The sequence below is a fragment of the Komagataeibacter oboediens genome, assembly GCF_003207815.1.
GTDB lineage: Bacteria > Pseudomonadota > Alphaproteobacteria > Acetobacterales > Acetobacteraceae > Komagataeibacter > Komagataeibacter oboediens.
In genome coordinates this window covers 64,536-81,583 of the sequence record NZ_NKTX01000004.1, presented here as the reverse complement: position 1 = coordinate 81,583, position 17,048 = coordinate 64,536, and the positions used below count along the sequence as shown (strand labels likewise).

The window sequence follows — 17,048 nt, the reverse complement described above, 5'->3', positions numbered from 1 at the left end:
CACGCCCGGTGGACGACCGGGGTTAAGACAGACGAAAGACGGGTACCCGCATGGACATTCATCGACGTTCCTCCTGCCGCCTGCTTGCGGGCGTGCTTGTGGCTGGCAGTCTGGCGGCGGGCGGTGCCCATGCCGCCGGCAAGGGCGGCGCACAGCCTGCACCAGCCGCCCCGGCTGCGGCACAGGTCGCGCCGGTGTTCGACATGAGCCCCCTGCCGGTCACCACCGGCCTGATGACGCAGTATATCCTGAGCCCGGCGGGACAGCTGTCGGGCATGCTGCTTGCCGATGGCACGCAGGTCTTTTTCTCCCATGACCTTGGTGAGCAGCTTCCCGCCATCGCGCGTCCGGGCGAACAGGTCAGCGTCAATGGCCTGAAGGGCATCGGTCATCCCATCGTGCGGGCCTATGCCGTAACGGGCCCACGTGGGCGGCGTATTGCCGACGTACGCCCGCCCGCTACGGCGCCGATGCCGTTGGACTCCCCCAGCATCGGGCCGGACGTGCCGGTGGACGGCACCATCCTTGCCCCGCTGTATGACATGCAGGGCGGGGTGCAGGGCGTGATCATGCGCGACCATAGCGTCGTGTACGTGGGGGAAAAGAATGCAAGCCGCCTTGTCGCCTGGCTCAAGCCGGGGGCGACGCTGCACGCCATCGGCACCGGCGTTACGGGGGACCATGGGACCGCAATCAACGCGCGTGAGATCGGACCCGACGTGAACCAGGCCATTCATGTCGAACCCGCTGATGCCCCCCCGCCCGGCGCGTTCCCCGGCAGTGCCGGGTACGACGTCATTCCCGGTGGTTCCTCGGGCGATTAAAGGGCGGGCGTACTCCCCGATATGGGAAAAAAGATGCAGGGGTGGCGTGTTTGTTTGCCACCCGTTGCTTGACAGGTTATTGCAGCATCGTTAGCTAGCGCCTGCACCCTTGGGAGGTGCGAGAAGTGGATAAGGATAACGATCCGTCCGACGAGTCCTTTGACCGGCGACTGGAAGCGGCCCGTGAGCGTCTGAACCCGCCCGCAGCCGTGGAACGTGACACCGGTGGGACACTGTCCGATCTGGGCCTGGTGATCAGGTCAGGAACGGAACTTGTGTCGGCGCTTGTGGTCGGGGTTGCGATTGGCTGGGGGCTTGACCACTGGCTGCATACGAAGCCCTGGTTTCTTATTGTCTTTTCGCTCTTGGGCGGTGTGGCAGGTGTGCTTAATGTCTGGCGTCTTGTCAGGCCCGATGCCATAAACACTAAGGCAACGGGACCGGATGACGGTCCCGGACGGATATAGGGAAGAACGAAGTTGGCGGCCGGATCATCCATCGACGCGCTCGGTCAGTTCGAGCTCCATCCAGTTTTGGGTGCACTTGGCGAATCCCTGCGGTTCAGCCAGTCCCCCATGATGATGATTGTTGCCGCCATTGTGGTTCTGGCATTCCTGTACGTGGGCATGCGGCCCGCTGCGGTGGTGCCGGGGCGGCTGCAGTCCGCGGCCGAAATGTGCTACGACTTCATCTACAACATGGCGGTTGATACGATTGGCCCGGAAGGCCGGGCTTTCTTCCCGTTTGTGTTCACACTGTTCTTCTTCATCCTGGTCGGGAATTACCTCGGCCTGCTGCCCTTCTCCTTTGCCTTCACCAGCCATATCGCCGTGACACTGGCGCTGGCACTGATGGTGTTCTGCCTCTCGATCATCGTGTCGCTCAAGGTGCAGGGGGCAAAATTCTTTGCCCACTTCATGCCCGCCGGCGCCCCAAAGGCCCTGGCCCCGCTGCTGATCCCGATCGAGATCCTTTCCTTTCTTTCGCGTCCCGTGAGCCTGTCGATCCGTCTGTTTGCCAACATGGTCGCCGGTCACGTGATGTTCGACATGTTTGCCGCCTTCACGATCATGCTGGCCGGTCTGGGCTTCTTCGGTGACATCATCGCCGTTGGTCCCGTGGTCATCAATATCGCGCTGATGGCACTCGAATTGCTGGTTGGCGCCTTGCAGGCCTATGTGTTTGCAATCCTTACCTGCATCTATCTGAGGGAGGCGGTGGCCCACTAACGGGTCGCTCCCCGCTTCCATCTATTTCAATCCAGAACGTCTGAAACAAGGAAAACAAGACATGGATATCGCAGCAGCCCGTGAAATTGGTGCCGGTATCGCCGTTATCGCCCTCGCTGGCGTTGGCATTGGCCTGGGTAACATCTTCTCCACGCTGGTCAGCAGCATCGCGCGCAACCCGTCCGCGCGTCCGCACGTGTTCGGTCTCGGCATGCTGGGCTTCGCCCTGACGGAAGCCGTCGCCCTGTATGCGCTTCTGATCGCGTTCCTGATCCTGTTCGTCTGATACGCTGGAGGCGAACATGGCGCGCGCCGTGATGTATGACAACATCCGAAGGGCGGGGACTCTCTTGGCCTCGTCCGCGCTGGCTCTGCCGCTGATGGCCATGGTTGCCCCTGGCGCGCGCGCCGAGGGCATGCCCCAGCTTGATTTCGGTAATCCCTATGTCATCGGACAGGTGATATGGGGCGCTGGCATTTTCCTGGTCCTGTACTTTCTGCTGAGCCGTTCGGCCCTGCCGAAGGTGGAAAAGGTCCTGTCGCTGCGTCGTCAGACGATTGAGACGGATCTCGGGATTGCGCACAAGGCCAAGACCCGCGCTGATGAAGCAGTGGCCGACCTGCATGAAGCCCGCCGCAAGGCGCTGGCGGATGCACAGGCCAATGTGGACAAGGTTGTCGAGGAGGCACGTCTTGCCGCCGCCCGGCAGACCGAGGAAATGAACGCGCGTCTGGCGACGGAAATCCAGGATGCCGAAACCCGCATTGCACAGGCACGCGGGCAGGCACTGGCATCCGTGCGCGAGATTTCGACAACGACGGCGGAAACGCTGATCCTTCAGTTATCCGGCATTGCCGCCCCGGCCGATTTCGTGACGGCAAAGGTCGGTTCTGCTGCGGCAGCACGTGGTCTCTGACGCGCTGCCCAAGACAGACAGGTCATAATCATGTTTCATGATCCCCGTTTCTGGTCGGCTGTTGCCTTTGTCCTGTTCTTTGTCCTGTTCGGGCGTTCGCTGTGGAAACCCCTGGTGAGCGCACTGGACGGACGGGCAGAGCGCATCCGCGCGGAGCTTGATGAAGCGGCGCGTCTGCGCCGTGAGGCCGAACAGATGCTTGAGGATGCGACGCGGGACCGGGAAGCGGCTCTGGCCGAGGCCAAGGAACTGGTCGAACATTCCCTGCGTGAAGCTGCCAATATTGCAGTCAAGGCCCGTCAGGACGCCGAGGACATCGCAGCCCGCCGTGAACAGATGGCCAAGGACCGGATTGCATCGGCGGAACGTTCCGCCCTGCGTGAAGTCCGTGAAACGGCTATTGATATCGCCATTCAGGCCACGCGGGAAACGCTGGCCGCAAGCCTGCCCGCTGATACGGACGGCAAGATTATCGACAAGTCCATCGGTGACCTGCCGGCGGCCCTGTCACAGCGTGCTGCCTGATCACCGTTGGTGACAACCGGCATGACAGGGAATGGGGTGGAAGATCGCCCCGTTGTCTCCATAATCGCGGCTGTTCTGAACGAGGGACCGAATATCCGTCCCCTGTGTCAGGAAATTGCCGCTGTCCTGGGTCAGTTGCCCCGTGCTGAAGTCATATTTGTCGATGACGGTAGTACGGATGATACCGTGGCGGAGCTTGAGGCCGTAAGGCGCGACGGTATCCTGCCCGATCTGCGTATCCTTGGCCATGATACGGTTTACGGAAAGTCGGCCGGCCTGCGTACCGGCGTTGAAGCCGCACGGGGTGAGTGGGTTATCCTGCTGGATGGCGATGGGCAGGACAATCCTGCCGATTTCATACCCATGCTGGATATATGCCGCACGACAGAGGGGCGTGCTCCACTGGTCGTGGGTGTGCGGACCAAGCGGCGTGATACCATGTCACGCAGGCTGGCATCGCGTTTTGCAAATGCCCTGCGCAGCCGCCTGCTGAATGATGGCTGCCCCGATACGGGGGCATCGCTGAAAGCGTTCCGGCGTGAGGATTTCCTTGCGCTGCCGCAGTTTGAGGGACTGCACCGTTTCCTGCCCTCCCTTATGGGCAGGCGGGGGGTGCCGCTGGCCTGTTATTCGGTTCATCATCGCAACCGGCTGCATGGAACGTCCAAATATACCAACCTTAATCGGGCTATTGTCGGCATTCGGGACATACTGGGTGTCATGTGGCTGAACAACCGCGCCAGGATACCGAAACGCGTTACTGAACGCTGAAGGGACCGTGCCCATGACGCGCTTGACATTGCGCCACTATATCCTTGTGGCGCTGTCCGTGTTTGTCCTGTTCCTGCCGGGGCGTGCATCGCTTCCTCCGCTCGATCGTGATGAGCCGCGTTATATGGAAGCCACGGCCCAGATGCTGCACAGCGGCAATTATGTCGATGTCCGGTTTCTGGATCAGCCCCGCTATCTCCAGCCTGCTGGCATATACTGGCTTGAGGCCACTGCCGTGCGCCTGACGGGCATGGACGACAGGCATGCGGTCTGGCCCTACCGTATTCCCTCCCTTCTGGCGGTAACCGGTTCCGCCGTTCTGACGGCGTGGATCGGGGCTGCCCTGTTCGGGCCGATGTGCGGCCTGCTGGCTGCGGGGCTGCTGGCTGTCTCGGTGCTGATGACGGCCGAAGGGCGCATGGCCACCATTGATACGACCCTGCTGCTGTTTGTGCTGCTGGCGCAATGCGGTTTGCTGCGTGCATATCTGGATCGGGAACGTGACCTGGCCACTCCGCTTGCCGCAGCCCTGCTGTACTGGATCGCGCTGGGCTGCGGGCTGATGCTGAAGGGGCCGGTTATCCTGATCCCCGGATTTGGCACGCCACTTGCGCTGGCGTTGGTGGAACGGCGCATTGACTGGTGGAAACGGCTGCGTCCTGCATGGGGCTGGCTGGTCATGCTGGCCATCGTACTGCCGTGGTGCATCGCCATCGGGGTCATCAGCCACGGGGACTTCTTTTCGCGGGCAGTCGGGCGCAATTTCCTTGGCAAGGTCGCCAGCGGACAGGAAACGCATGGCCTGCCGCCGGGCTATCATCTGGTGGTGTTCGCCATTGCGTTCTGGCCGGGGTCGATTTTTGCTGCCATGGGGCTGCCTTTTGTATGGGAACGCCGGTTTCAGCCGCACGTGCGCTACCTGCTGTGCTGGATCGTACCGCACTGGCTGGTGTTTGAGGCCATTGCGACCAAGCTGCCGCATTACGTGCTGCCTACCTATCCGGCCATTGCCATCCTGACGGCGGCGGCGATTGTGTCCTTTCCCACCGATTGGGAATGGCCACGGGCAATATGGGCGCGCAGCCTTATTGCGGCCTATGGGCTGATCTGGTTCACGGTCGGGTCGGTTCTGGCGTTTGCGGGACCGGTGCTGCTGTGGCGTATGGAAGGAATGGTGTCCCCTGCCGCCATGCTGGTACCTGCGGGCGCGCTGCCGCTGCTGGTCCTGTCCGGTTACCTGATCCTGCACCGGCAGGCATTGCATGCGGCCATGGCGGCGATAGCTGCGGCCGTCATCATCCATGTCGGTCTTTTTACAACCGTCATTCCCCGGTTGCAGACCATATGGCTCAGCCCCCGCCTTGCGGCGATGGTGGACGCGCATCGTCCCTGTGCCCGGACCATCGTGGCCTCGACTTCGGATTCGGAACCCAGCCTTGTCTTCCTGCTGGGGCAGGATACGCGGCTGGTCAATGCCACGGCTGCGGCGGACTTCCTGCAGCAGAACCAGAAATGCGGCATGGCGCTGGTGGGTGCACAGGATCTGGCGGCATTTAGCGCCCGCATCATGGAAAACGGTCTGGACGTGCACGAACTGGGGCAGCAGACGGGACTGAATTATTCAACCGGCAAGCATCTGGAAATCGGATTATATGCTGTCGTTCCACCGGCAGCGCCTTAAGCACCGTTTCGGAATGACCCGGTGATAAAAGTTTCTGGGTGCCCCCTTTTTTCAAAAGGGCGGCATTCTCTGAACCTTTTTGAAAAAAGCTTCACCAAAGACTTCTTTGTATTTCATGGATAGTTATTGAGTCAGTTCTGCCATGACTGGTGCCAGTCGTCTTTTTCCTGTTCCGTCAGGGGGAGAGGAAGCGCCATCCGGCGCTGGCTGGAATCCACGCAGGTTTCCATTACCGCCATCAGGGCCACGGCCTGTATGGGGGGCACGGGATTAAGCACCCGGCCCATGATTGCATCGCGTAGCATGGCGTAATAGATCCGGTAATCGCCCGGCGGGGTGGGAAATGCGCGCGGTGTTTCGCTGCCGTCGAAGACGAGCAGGTCATCAGGATCTTCCCCCCAACCCTGATCACCGGGGCGTATGCCGGACCGAAGCTGATTTTCCTGCTGATCGGTCCTGCGTTTGAGCACCGTGCCGCGTGTACCATGCACGACAAAGCGTGGACCGCTCCATGCCGAGAGCAGGCTGCAATGCAGGCTGACCCGCCTTTCCCCATATGTCAGCAGCACCTGCGCCCAGTCATTGCCGCGTGCATCATCGCGCTGGCGGGCCAGACTGGCCTGTACATGATCCGGCAGGCCAAACAGTTGCAGGGCCTGATCAGCCATGTGCGGGCCCAGGTCGAACCACAGGCCGCACCCGGCTTCATCCGTCTCGCGCCAGCGTTCACGCACCTGCGGACGGAAACGGTCCATGCGCGATTCCAGTTCGGTCATCCGCCCGATCTGCCCGTTGGAGATCAGGGTACGGATGCCCAGAAAATCGCTGTCCCATCGCCGGTTCTGGAAAACGGACAGGAACCGGCCCTGTTCACGCGCAACCTGCGCCACCATACGCGCCTGCGCCAGTGTAGTGGTAAACGGCTTGTCCACCACCACATGCAGTCCGGCGCGTAACGCTGTGATGGCAAGGTCGGCATGAGTGGTGTTTGGGCTGGCGATCACCACCATGTCCAGATCCGGCAGGGCAAACAGGGCATCGGGTGTCGCCGTGACCGTGACCTCCGGCCAGTCGCGCAGCACCGTCTCCGGTTGTCCCGAACTGATGGCGACAAGCCTGAGTCCCGGTATTGCGGCGATCAGGGGGGCGTGAAAGGTGCGGCTGGCAAAACCGTAGCCGATGAGGCCGACCCGTAATGGCCAGTGTGATGGTGTGGACATCCGCTTCCCTTTCGCTGGTGTGCGCAGGGGCCAGTATCAGGCACGTGCGGTATCCCGGCAATCGGGGCGGGACGCTGTAGAATAAAAGTTTCCGGGGGCCACCTTTTTTCAAAAAGCTTCACCAGAAACGTTAAAGGACAGGGACCATGGCGAGGGCCATCACGCGGTCCCCACCAGTGTCAGAACAGCAGGATCATACCGCCGGATGCGCTGTTGTCGCTTTCCTTGTACGGCCCATGGGCGGCCGAACTGGTATGGGCATATTCCGCCACAAGGTTCAGCCAGTCGGTCATCTTGTAATAGGCCGCGCCTACTTCGGATTCATTGCGGCGGACCAGATCGGGATCGTTCTCGCCCGGGGCCTGGTACAGGTTACTGACACCATAGCTTCCGACCAGTTTGAACTTCTTGGTGAAGTTATACATCATCTGGACATAGTAGCCTTCCGATGCACGCTTGCGCCCGTTGCTGGCAACACCGTCAAAGAACAGGCCGGTCGTGCCCAGGCCGCTGCCGCGATAGTAGTAGCCCACGAACTGTGCCGGTCCGTAGGTCAGCTTCGTGCCGATTTCGCCCGCTTCCGCCGTAACCCCATGTTTTTCACCCGGTACAACCGGCACGGCCGTGCTGGTTAGCGTAGAAAGCGTATGGGGAGCCCCATCGATCAGTACAGAGGAACTCGCCATCGTCATCTCGTTGCGGCTCAGGTCCTGCTGGTGCTGGGTCAGGAAGCTGGCCCAGATGCGGGCACTCAGTCCACCGATCTTGAAGTCATAGGTCACCTTGCCCTGGATCATGGGCGAACTGTGCTGGGTGGAACTGGCCGAATAGGCATTGCCATTGGCGTCATCACCCGAGAAATCGAACTCATCCAGCGGCTGCAGGATGCCGATCGTGCCCTGGAAACCCTTGATCGTGGGCGACTGGTAGGAAATCTGCGGAATCCAGTCGGCATATACATAACCGACGCCGATACGGCCAAGCGACGTATTGCCCGGGGCCGAGTTGCTGCCAGTGGAGCCGACACTCAGCAGGGTCGCATCATCAAGGATCGCGTCACCGCCAAAGATGCCAAGGTCACGACCAATCTTGAACGTGCCCCATTTCTTGTTGCCCGCCGTCACGTACACCTGACGAAAATCGATGCCGGCGGTGCCAAGGCCCACCGGACTGCCGCCGGTATTGGCGTTGAAGGCGCCGTTCTTGGCATTGTCGATGCCCGGATACATGCCCATGACGGCCGCAAGGTCAATGCCGTTCTGCGTGGTCTTGAGCTTGAGGATCAGGCCTGCCGGCAGCAGGCCGTTGCGCAGCGCCGAGGAATCGAATCCGCTCGATCCGGTCGAGACGCCGCCTGCGACCGGCATGCCGCCAGCCGGGCTGTTATAGGTATAGAACCCGTTGATAAAGCCCGACAGGTTGATGTCGATCGGGCCTGCCTTGAAGGTCAGGCCTTTCCCGGCCTCGTATTTTTCCATGCGCACGAATGACAGGCCGCCCCCAAGGCCCATGGAATGCTGGGCGGCCAGCCATGTGGATTCAGCCGACGCGGCGCTGGCCTGCGCACTGGCTGCCGCCTGCTGCGCCTGCGCCAGAACATAGTCGGGGTCCATGCCACCGCCGCCAATGCCGATCTGGCCGGGGGGCTCGACCTGCTGGCCCAGCGCGGTCCGCATCTGGGTATGGGTGGATGTTGAAGCCGCCGTATGACGTGTGGGCATGTATTGCGGCGCGCGGCTGGAGGCAGCTGCCGCTTCGTGCACGTGCTGCATGTGATGGGCCAGCAGCCCCCTGTACTCGCCCTGTGTCAGGCTGCCCTTGGCCTTCAGGATATCGAGGAGTTCGCTATAATCGTCAGCCCGCGCATCTTCGGGAAAGGCGAGGGATGCGCTTCCGCTTGCCATTACAACTACCGCGCCAATACGCGCCAATTTTCCTGCCGACATAGTATTAAACTCCCTGTCCGCATTCCTGTTGTATAAAACCCCGCGGGTCAATGGCCCCCATCAGGTCCGGCAGGCCCGGTCCGGGGACATGACAGTCCTGTAATGACATAGGGATTTTTCCCCGCATACGGGGCGGTGGCGCAGGGGAGTGGCATCTATCCAGATGGATTCGTTGCCCAATCTTCCTTTTTTTTCATACAATGTTCAAAATATGGTCAGTCGGGAACACATGTGCGTTTTCTGACCGGATGCGTACGATATCGCAGTACGGAAGGGCAGGGAAACGGAAGAACGAAGTGGTTTCGTAACATTCTCCACGATCCATCAAACAATCGTGTGCGCATGTTTTTTCTGCCCTGTGACCAGTAAAAAAATACACAGGTACGTTACGGGCAGTCAGGAATACAGAATATCCAATCACGAAGCTGTGTTTGTATTCTATTGGTTAATTATTGACTGTATCCTGTTTGCCCATCGCCACATTCACGACCGTGCGGGCCTGCCGCCATGCGGCTTCCAGCGCATCGACCATCATTTCGTGGGGGGCGGTCCAGTCCTGCGTCTCGTGTCCGGGCATGGTCAGGCGTGCGCGCCACTGTCCCGTTCCCGCCGAGGAGGGCTGGCGGTCAATGTTCACCACCCAGTCCGCGGGTATGCGTGTCAGTACCCGTGCCAGCCGTTTTTCCGGTGTCAGCGGTGTGGCGTAATTATGTGACATGGGATCCTCCTTAACTGTGGATAAGATGGGCTGTGCCCCTTGACGCAGGCGGGGATAACCCCAAAAAACGCAGGCTTTGCGCGTAACCAAGGATATGCCTGCCGTGTCTGCCTTCCCCGGCCTTGTTCCCGATGCATCCGTCGATGGCGTGGCCCATCTGATCCAGACCGCCCTGACACCCGTTTTCATGCTGTCGGGTATCGGAACGCTGCTGAACATGTTCAACACGCGACTGGCCCGTGTCAGTGATCATATCGAGACGGTACGTGACAAGCTGGAAAATGCGGATGACAAGGGCGGTGAAAGTGCGGGGCTGCTGTTACGCCGACTGACGCATCTGCATTACCGTACCCTGCTGCTGGATGCCTCCATCCTGTTTGCGGGTGTGGGTGGGGCGTCGGCCTGTGGTTCGGCCTTTGCCCTGTTCATGGGTAGCGTCCGGGATTCGGCCATTGCGTGGTGGCTGGTGCTTATGTTCGGCAATGCGCTGGTGTGCACCGTCATTGCGCTGGCCATGTTCCTTGGGGATAGCCTTGTCGCGTGGCACGGCCTGCGGGTTACGACCTTCCTGCCGCACAAGAAGGACATGATGAACAACATCGTGGACTGACGCGATGTCCGGATGCTGTTCCAAAGTCATTTATCGGTAAATGGCAGAAGTGTTCGGATGTCGTTTTTTTTAAAAAGCATCACCAGACTCAGCTTTGGTTTTTCAGCCTTCGGCCTGCTGCCCTTCGCGCCGCGCGCATAGCGGCAGCAGCACAAGGAAGTAGCCGAAATAGTACAGTGCCGCGATCCGGCCTGCGATCATCCAGCCCCCTTCGGCATGATGTCGCCCCACCAGCCCCATCAGCACGAACGATATGACCAGCCCCACCATGCCGATCCGGCAGGCCGGGCGGAAACGTGCCGAGCGGATGGGCGAACGGTCCAGCCAGGGCACCGCGAACAGGACCAGGATCGATCCCGCCGCTGCCAGCAGGCCACCGAACTTGGACGGCACGGATTGCAGCAGGCCGTAGAACGGCAGGAAATACCATTCCGGTTCAATATCGGCAGGTGTGTGCATGGGGTTGGCGGGACGGTAATTTTCCGGTTCCGACAGCAGGTCCGGCCACAGGAAGGCCAGCGCCACGAAAACCAGCGCGAACAGCACGAGACCCGTCAGGTCCTTGGTGGTGTAATAAGGGTGGAAGGGCACGGTCTGGCGTTCGGGCACCGGCCTGCCATCGGGGTTGTTCGGCCCGCTGACATGCAGCGCCGCCACATGAATGGCGACGACAGCCACGATGGCAAACGCCATGAGGAAATGCAGCACGAAAAAGCGGTGGATGAAAATATCCCCCAGATGGTCGCTGCCTTCCATGACGTGTTCCAGCGTGCCGCCAATGACCGGCACGGCACCAACAGCCTTGCCCGCGACATCCGCCCCCCAGTACGACATCTGTCCCCATGGCAGCACATAACCCGCGAACGCCGTGACCATGACCATAAGCAGCAGGACCAGCCCGCTCAGCCACAGGATTTCGCGCGGCTGCTTGTATGACCCGTAATACAGCCCGCGGAACAGGTGGATATACAGGGCGGCCATGAACAGGCTAGCCCCCGTCATGTGCATCGCGCGCAGCATCCACCCACCCGGCAGCTGGCGTTCGATCATTTCCACCGACATGAACGCCCCGGCGGAGGTCGGGGTATAGTTCATGGCCAGAAAAATGCCCGTCGCCAGCATCAGCACCAGCACGGCGGTCAGGATTGCCCCGAAATTCCACAGGGCATTCAGGTTTTTCGGCATGCGGAAATCAATATATTCCTGCCGAAAGCCGCTAATGACCGGAAGCCTGCGGTCAATCCAGCCCACGATGCCGCCAGGACCTGCGGATGGCGCATGCGGGGGAATGTTTTCGGGGAGGCTGGGCCCGCTCATTCTTGTTTCCTGAATTCAGCGAATGGAAAAATCAGGAAACGGTGTAGCAGCCACAGGGGCGGCAGGCACCTCATCTTTTGAACCGGGCATGATTTCATGGCGCCACAGTCCTGCACCATGCAGCAGGACATGCAGACAGGCACAGACCGAACAGGTAGCGCCACAACAGACATATACTGATTGTAAGGAAAGTGGCGCACCCGAAAGGACTCGAACCTCTAACCCCCAGATTCGTAGTCTGGTGCTCTATCCAGTTGAGCTACGGGTGCGCTGTGAGGCGGCTTTTAACTGACCCCGTCGCACCCCGCAACCCCCTTTTTCGATTATCGAAAGATTTTTTTTATTTCGCCCTGCGCGTAAGCAGCCGGGCGGCGGTGCGCCGGGTCCATATGCGGATGTGTTCCATGTACAGGTAGATGACCGGCGTGGTGTAGAGGGTCAGCAGCTGGCTCATCATCAGCCCCCCCACCACCGTAATGCCCAGCGGGCGACGCATTTCCACCCCGTAGCCGCCATTTGTGATCAGTGGCACGGCGCCCAGTGCCGCCGCCAGGGTGGTCATCAGGATCGGGCGGAAGCGCTGGATGCAGGCATCCCGTATGGCCTGCTGCGGGGGCAGCCCGCGGTCGCGTTCCGCATGCAGCGCGAAATCCACGATCAGGATGGCGTTCTTCTTGACGATCCCCACCAGCAGGATCATCCCGATCATGGTGATCAGGGAAAACTCCTGCCCCAGCGCCCATAGCGCCAGCACCGCCCCGACCCCGGCAGATGGCAGGGTGGACATGATGGTCAGCGGGTGAATGTAGCTTTCATACAGGATGCCCAGCGTCACATAGATCGTGACAAGGGCGGCGATGAAGATCAGCACCTCGTTTATGATGGCGGACTGGAACTGTGCCGCCTGCCCGGTAAACCCGCCATGAATGGATGGGGGAACATGCAGCCGGATCATGGTGTCGGCAATGGTGGCCGTCGCGTCGCTCAACGCCCTGCCGGGGGCGAGGTTGAAGGAAATGGCGGCGGAGACGAACCCGCCCTGGTGTGACACCGTAATCGCGGTGGGGCGCGGCACAAGCCGCGTCACATCCGAAAGCGGGATCATGGTTTCCATGCTGGACGACACGGCCGACCCGTTTGACGCTGCTGCCCCGCCCGCCAGTTTGTTGGCGATTTCGTTGCGGAAGGACTGCTGGCTCAGCTGCGTGCTGGTGCTGGCCTGCGTGGAGGAGGCCATGCGCGCGCGCACCGTATTGGACACCGTGCCGCCGCCGGGACTGCCGCCAGCGGTGGAAATGCGGAATGACTGCAGGATATCGGGGGACGTGCGGTACTGGTCCGCCACCTCCATCACCACATGGTATGTTGCAAGCGACGTGGAGATGTTGGACGCAATGCGCTGGCCGAATGCGTCATACAGCGTGTTGCTGACCAGCTGTGGCGTGACCAGATACCGTGCCGCAAGGTCGCGGATGATGTCGGCATGGATTGCAGCACCATTGTTCATGATATCCGTCGTGACATCCCGCAAGGCCGGGTCCGTGCGCAGCGCCGCCGTCAGGGCGGGAACCCATGTGTACAGGGCATCCGCGTCATCGCTGGTCAGCAGGTAGCGGTATGCCCCTTCCTTCTGCCGCCCGCCACCACCGCTTATGTCACCCGCCGAGAACAGGGAGACATCAAGGCCGGGAATATTGGCCAGCCGTTTATGAATGCGTTCGATCATCTGGTCGGGACCGTCGCGGCGCTGGCTGCGGTCGATCATCTGGGCGAAGGCCTGTCCCTCGATATTGGTGTCGCCGGAAAAGGCGACGACTTCTTCCGTATCGGGGTCAGCGGTCATGGCGTCGCTTATGGCGCGGATTTTCTGTGTCATGGCAGGGAAGGACGTGGTCTGGTCGGCGCGGAAGAAGCTCATGACCATGGCCACGTCTTCCTTGGGCAGGATCCCCTTGGGCATGAGCACGATCACCCCGACCATGATCGCCAGGCTCAGCGGCAGGGTCACGGCGGTCAGCACGTGGTGGCGCAGCGCCACATCCAGCGTACGTTCATAAAACCGCAGCAGGTGCAGGTAGCCCGCTTCCAGCCAGTCACCCACCGCGCGCGGCCAGCGCCGCCACCACGGCGTGCCGGCGGGCAGGGGGGCATCATGGCTGACTTCCAGCAGCAGGCTGCACATCATGGGCGTCAGGCTGAGGGCAAGCACCAGCGAGACGGTGACGGTAATGGCCAGCGTCATGGAAAATTCGAAAAAGACCTTGCCCGGCGTGCCCCCCAGCAGCAGCAGCGGCAGGAACACCGCCACCAGCGATATGGTGATCGACATGACGGTGAACCCGATTTCACGCGATCCCTGAAGGGCGGCCTGCATCCGTCCCATGCCCGCCTCCATGTGGCGGGCGATGTTTTCCAGCACCACGATGGCGTCATCCACCACGAAGCCGGTCGCGATCGTCAGCGCCATGAGGGAGAGGATATCAAGCGAGAAATGGAACAGCGACATGACCGCCAGCGTCCCCGCCAGCGAAATGGGCACCGTAATGGCCGGGATCAGGGTGGACCGTGGCGTGCGCAGGAACACCAGCACCACGGCGACCACCAGCAGTACCGACGCCAGCAGCGTCCACTGCGTATCGGCCAGCGACGCGCGGATGGTGATGGACCGGTCCATGGCAGGGGTCAGCGTCACCCCCGCCGGCAGGGCCGCGCGCAGGGCGGGGATACGGGACTTGATCTCGTCCGTCACGTGAATGACGTTGGCCCCGGCGCGGGGGCGGATGATGGCCATGACGGCCTTGTGCCCGTTCAGGAAGCCGACCTGGCGTTCGTTTTCAACGCCGTTGCGCACGCTCGCCACATCCTGCAGGCGCACGGGGTGGCTGTCGCGGTAGCCGATGACAAGGTCACGGTACTGCGCGGCCACGCGCGCCTGATCATTGGTTGCCAGCGTGTAGCGCGTGGTGTCGTTTTCGATCACGCCCTTGGGCGTATTGGCGTTGGCTGATGCCAGGGCAGAGCGGATGTCCTCGAACCCCAGCCCGTATTTGAACAGGGGCCACGGGTTGATTTCCACCCGGACGGCGGGGGCGGAACTGCCCGCGATTTCAACCCAGCCCACGCCCTGCACCTGCGCCAGCAGCGGCTGCAGGCGGGTCTTGGCGATGTCATACAGCTCTGACATCGGCTGCGTGTCCGATGTCAGGGCCAGAATCATGATCGGGTTGTCGGACGGATTGGCCTTCCAGTATTCCGGCTGTGATTCCAATGTCGCGGGCATGTCGGCGCGGGCCGCGCGCAGGGCAGCCTCCACGTCATTGGCGGCGGCGTCGATATTGGTCGATTCATTGAATGTCAGCAGGATGAAGGCGTTATCCTGACTGGAATCGGATTCAATCTCGCTTATGCCTGCGACCTGTCCCAGCCTGCGTTCCAGCGGGGTCGTGACGGAACTGGCCATCTGCTGGGGGGACGCGCCTGGCTGCGTCGCCATGACATAAATGACCGGCACGGCGATATCCGGCAGATCGCCCACCGGCAACAGCCGGTAGGCGAACAGGCCTGACAGGACAATGGCGGCCGCCAGCAGGGTGGTCGCGACCGGACGCAGGATAAAAATACGGCACAGGTTCACTGCCTGTTTCCGGGTGTTCGGGTCATGTTGTCCTTGATTCAGATGGAATGCATGCGCACGGATTTACGTGGATGACGTGGCATGGTCCGCGCTCAGCCCGGTTTCCGCCATGGTGCCTGCCTGTCCTGCGGGCTGGCGGTAATAATAGTATTCGGCAACCCGGATCGGCAGCAGGTCCATGAAGCGTGATCCCGCCGCCAGCCACCACGGGAACGCGATGCGTCGCCTGCCGCGCGCCACACCCGACAGGATGGCGCGCACCGCGTCGCCTGTCTGGGTCAGGCCGGGCATGTGGAAATCGTTCTGCGCGGTCATGGGGGTGGCAACAAAGCCGCAGCATACGCTGGACATGACAATGCCTGCCCGTTTCATGTTGGCCCCTGTCGCCACCATGAAGCGGTCCACCGCCGCCTTGGATGCGCAATAGGACGGCGTGCCGGGAAAGGACACAAGTCCCGCCACCGATGACATGGCGCAGATGCGTCCACGCACCCCGTCGCTTCCGCGTGGCTGCGCGCGCATGACATGCAGCGCGGGCAGCACCGTGTTCAGCACACCATCCACGTTGGTCGTGAACATGCGGCGGACCTGCGCATCGGGTTCATGAGGCGCGTCATCCTCTCCACGGGTGGAGGCGGTTATGCCCGCGCACGCAAAGACCAGGTCCAGCGGGCCCGCAGTGCCAATCCATTGTTCCATGCCGGCCTGATCGCGCACGTCACGCACCTGCACGCGGGCGTCGGCGCCGCGTGCAATGCAGCGTGTCGCCACGTCGCGCAGGGCGTCGGCATTACGGCCACCCAGATGCAGCGTGCGTCCCGGCCGGGCAAGGGCCAGGGCAAGTCCGCGTCCGATCCCCGAGGACGCGCCGGTAATGAGTATCGAATCCTGTTTCATATTCGCAGACTACATACTCCCTGTTAGAACTGCGCTACCCCGTTTATGCATCCGGCGCGCATTTGCACCGCCACCGCCAAGGAGACCGGCATGACCCAAGCACCCATTTCCCCCCGCACGCCCCCTGCGGCCCCGGTCCGGCGCCGTGGGGTCTGTCTGGTTATTTCAGCGCCATCCGGTGCGGGCAAGTCAACCATTGCCAATGCGTTACGGGCGTCGGAGCCGCAGCTGCTGCATTCCGTATCCGTGACCACCCGACAGCCGCGACCGGGGGAAACGGACGGGATCCATTATCATTTCCGCAGCATGGACGAATTCACCCGCATGGCGGATGCGGGCGAGATGCTGGAATGGGCGACCGTGTTCGGCCGGGGATACGGCACCCCCCGCGCCCCGGTGGAACAGGCCCTGTCGGAGGGGCGCGACATGGTGTTCGACATTGACTGGCAGGGGCACCGCCAGATCCGCGCCGCCCTGCCGGGGGATGTGATCAGCCTGTTCGTGCTGCCGCCTTCGATCGAGGAGCTCGAACGCCGCCTGCATGGCCGCGCATCGGATGAGGCGGATGAGATCGCGCGCCGCATGCAGGCCGCGCGGGACGAGATCTCGCACTGGAATGAATTCGACCACGTCATCATCAATTCCGATCTTGATACGGCCATCGCGGAAGCCCGCGCCGTGCTGGTGGCGGCCAGGCTGGAACGCCACCGGCAGGTGGGGCTGATGGACCTGGTGGCCAGCTTCGGTATCTGACCTGCA

General features: G+C 61.6%; 16 protein-coding genes and 1 tRNA gene. 10 read left to right on the top strand and 7 right to left on the bottom strand.

Annotated features, from left to right (window positions below; translation table 11 throughout):
* Window positions 1-50 precede the first annotated feature (50 nt).
* From CFR80_RS04085 to CFR80_RS04050, 8 genes are all read left to right on the top strand, one after another.
* On the top strand, window positions 51-824 hold the full coding sequence (locus tag CFR80_RS04085; RefSeq protein ID WP_010513674.1) for a hypothetical protein: 774 nt from the start codon (window positions 51-53) through the stop codon (window positions 822-824).
* A gap of 125 nt (window positions 825-949) precedes the next feature.
* Window positions 950-1,291, top strand: coding sequence for an AtpZ/AtpI family protein (locus CFR80_RS04080; RefSeq protein ID WP_010513676.1), 342 nt, complete (start codon window positions 950-952; stop codon window positions 1,289-1,291).
* 12 nt (window positions 1,292-1,303) lie between these two features.
* A complete protein-coding gene (locus CFR80_RS04075; protein WP_010513677.1) occupies window positions 1,304-2,053 on the top strand; it encodes a F0F1 ATP synthase subunit A in 750 nt (249 codons plus the stop codon).
* A gap of 61 nt (window positions 2,054-2,114) precedes the next feature.
* On the top strand, window positions 2,115-2,339 hold the full coding sequence (locus tag CFR80_RS04070) for an ATP synthase subunit C family protein (protein WP_003616715.1): 225 nt from the start codon (window positions 2,115-2,117) through the stop codon (window positions 2,337-2,339).
* Window positions 2,340-2,355: 16 nt separating this feature from the next.
* Window positions 2,356-2,970, top strand: a complete 615-nt coding sequence (locus CFR80_RS04065) for a F0F1 ATP synthase subunit B family protein (RefSeq protein WP_110507109.1) — start codon at window positions 2,356-2,358, stop codon at window positions 2,968-2,970.
* A 30-nt stretch (window positions 2,971-3,000) separates the two neighbouring features.
* Entirely contained in the window at window positions 3,001-3,495 is a 495-nt protein-coding gene (locus CFR80_RS04060) for a F0F1 ATP synthase subunit B family protein (protein ID WP_010513680.1), read from the top strand.
* 21 nt (window positions 3,496-3,516) lie between these two features.
* Window positions 3,517-4,266 carry a glycosyltransferase family 2 protein gene (locus CFR80_RS04055; RefSeq protein ID WP_010513681.1) on the top strand — a complete coding sequence of 250 codons (750 nt, stop codon included), beginning with the start codon at window positions 3,517-3,519 and terminating at the stop codon, window positions 4,264-4,266.
* A gap of 13 nt (window positions 4,267-4,279) precedes the next feature.
* Window positions 4,280-5,947 (top strand): ArnT family glycosyltransferase, encoded by a 1,668-nt coding sequence (locus tag CFR80_RS04050; protein ID WP_010513683.1) that lies wholly within the window; start codon window positions 4,280-4,282, stop codon window positions 5,945-5,947.
* 131 nt (window positions 5,948-6,078) lie between these two features.
* Here CFR80_RS04050 and CFR80_RS04045 read toward each other — a convergent pair whose 3' ends face one another.
* The 3 genes from CFR80_RS04045 to CFR80_RS04035 all read right to left on the bottom strand — a co-directional run bounded on the left by CFR80_RS04045 (window position 6,079) and on the right by CFR80_RS04035 (window position 9,831).
* A complete protein-coding gene (locus tag CFR80_RS04045) occupies window positions 6,079-7,167 on the bottom strand; it encodes an oxidoreductase (RefSeq protein ID WP_110507108.1) in 1,089 nt (362 codons plus the stop codon).
* A 179-nt stretch (window positions 7,168-7,346) separates the two neighbouring features.
* A complete protein-coding gene (locus CFR80_RS04040) occupies window positions 7,347-9,113 on the bottom strand; it encodes a porin family protein (RefSeq protein ID WP_029329348.1) in 1,767 nt (588 codons plus the stop codon).
* A gap of 445 nt (window positions 9,114-9,558) precedes the next feature.
* Complete coding sequence (locus tag CFR80_RS04035; protein ID WP_010513686.1) at window positions 9,559-9,831, bottom strand: hypothetical protein; 273 nt, start codon at window positions 9,829-9,831, stop codon at window positions 9,559-9,561.
* Window positions 9,832-9,925: 94 nt separating this feature from the next.
* Here CFR80_RS04035 and CFR80_RS04030 point away from each other — a divergent pair, with 94 nt between their 5' ends.
* On the top strand, window positions 9,926-10,441 hold the full coding sequence (locus CFR80_RS04030; RefSeq protein WP_029329349.1) for a DUF2721 domain-containing protein: 516 nt from the start codon (window positions 9,926-9,928) through the stop codon (window positions 10,439-10,441).
* A 102-nt stretch (window positions 10,442-10,543) separates the two neighbouring features.
* Here CFR80_RS04030 and CFR80_RS04025 read toward each other — a convergent pair whose 3' ends face one another.
* From CFR80_RS04025 to CFR80_RS04010, 4 genes are all read right to left on the bottom strand, one after another.
* Window positions 10,544-11,758, bottom strand: a complete 1,215-nt coding sequence (locus CFR80_RS04025) for a cytochrome b (protein ID WP_010513688.1) — start codon at window positions 11,756-11,758, stop codon at window positions 10,544-10,546.
* Window positions 11,759-11,950: 192 nt separating this feature from the next.
* Window positions 11,951-12,027 (bottom strand) — tRNA-Arg (locus CFR80_RS04020).
* Between the two features lie 71 nt (window positions 12,028-12,098).
* Window positions 12,099-15,392, bottom strand: coding sequence for an efflux RND transporter permease subunit (locus CFR80_RS04015; protein ID WP_010513690.1), 3,294 nt, complete (start codon window positions 15,390-15,392; stop codon window positions 12,099-12,101).
* A gap of 63 nt (window positions 15,393-15,455) precedes the next feature.
* On the bottom strand, window positions 15,456-16,289 hold the full coding sequence (locus CFR80_RS04010) for an SDR family NAD(P)-dependent oxidoreductase (RefSeq protein ID WP_010513691.1): 834 nt from the start codon (window positions 16,287-16,289) through the stop codon (window positions 15,456-15,458).
* A 90-nt stretch (window positions 16,290-16,379) separates the two neighbouring features.
* Here CFR80_RS04010 and gmk point away from each other — a divergent pair, with 90 nt between their 5' ends.
* Entirely contained in the window at window positions 16,380-17,042 is a 663-nt protein-coding gene (gene gmk, locus CFR80_RS04005; RefSeq protein WP_042658798.1) for a guanylate kinase, read from the top strand.
* The last annotated feature ends 6 nt before the right edge of the window (window positions 17,043-17,048 follow it).

Excerpts from the sequence above, each read along its gene's own strand:
- CFR80_RS04085 (WP_010513674.1), top strand. The coding sequence starts at position 51 with ATGGACATTCATCGACGTTCCTCCTGCCGCCTGCTTGCGGGCGTGCTT.
- gmk (WP_042658798.1), top strand. The coding sequence starts at position 16,380 with ATGACCCAAGCACCCATTTCCCCCCGCACGCCCCCTGCGGCCCCGGTC.
- CFR80_RS04045 (WP_110507108.1), bottom strand. The coding sequence starts at position 7,167 with ATGTCCACACCATCACACTGGCCATTACGGGTCGGCCTCATCGGCTAC.
- CFR80_RS04060 (WP_010513680.1), top strand. The coding sequence starts at position 3,001 with ATGTTTCATGATCCCCGTTTCTGGTCGGCTGTTGCCTTTGTCCTGTTC.
- CFR80_RS04055 (WP_010513681.1), top strand. The coding sequence starts at position 3,517 with ATGACAGGGAATGGGGTGGAAGATCGCCCCGTTGTCTCCATAATCGCG.
- CFR80_RS04040 (WP_029329348.1), bottom strand. The coding sequence starts at position 9,113 with ATGTCGGCAGGAAAATTGGCGCGTATTGGCGCGGTAGTTGTAATGGCA.
- CFR80_RS04050 (WP_010513683.1), top strand. The coding sequence starts at position 4,280 with ATGACGCGCTTGACATTGCGCCACTATATCCTTGTGGCGCTGTCCGTG.
- CFR80_RS04065 (WP_110507109.1), top strand. The coding sequence starts at position 2,356 with ATGGCGCGCGCCGTGATGTATGACAACATCCGAAGGGCGGGGACTCTC.
- CFR80_RS04025 (WP_010513688.1), bottom strand. The coding sequence starts at position 11,758 with ATGAGCGGGCCCAGCCTCCCCGAAAACATTCCCCCGCATGCGCCATCC.
- CFR80_RS04035 (WP_010513686.1), bottom strand. The coding sequence starts at position 9,831 with ATGTCACATAATTACGCCACACCGCTGACACCGGAAAAACGGCTGGCA.
- CFR80_RS04070 (WP_003616715.1), top strand. The coding sequence starts at position 2,115 with ATGGATATCGCAGCAGCCCGTGAAATTGGTGCCGGTATCGCCGTTATC.
- CFR80_RS04030 (WP_029329349.1), top strand. The coding sequence starts at position 9,926 with ATGCCTGCCGTGTCTGCCTTCCCCGGCCTTGTTCCCGATGCATCCGTC.
- CFR80_RS04010 (WP_010513691.1), bottom strand. The coding sequence starts at position 16,289 with ATGAAACAGGATTCGATACTCATTACCGGCGCGTCCTCGGGGATCGGA.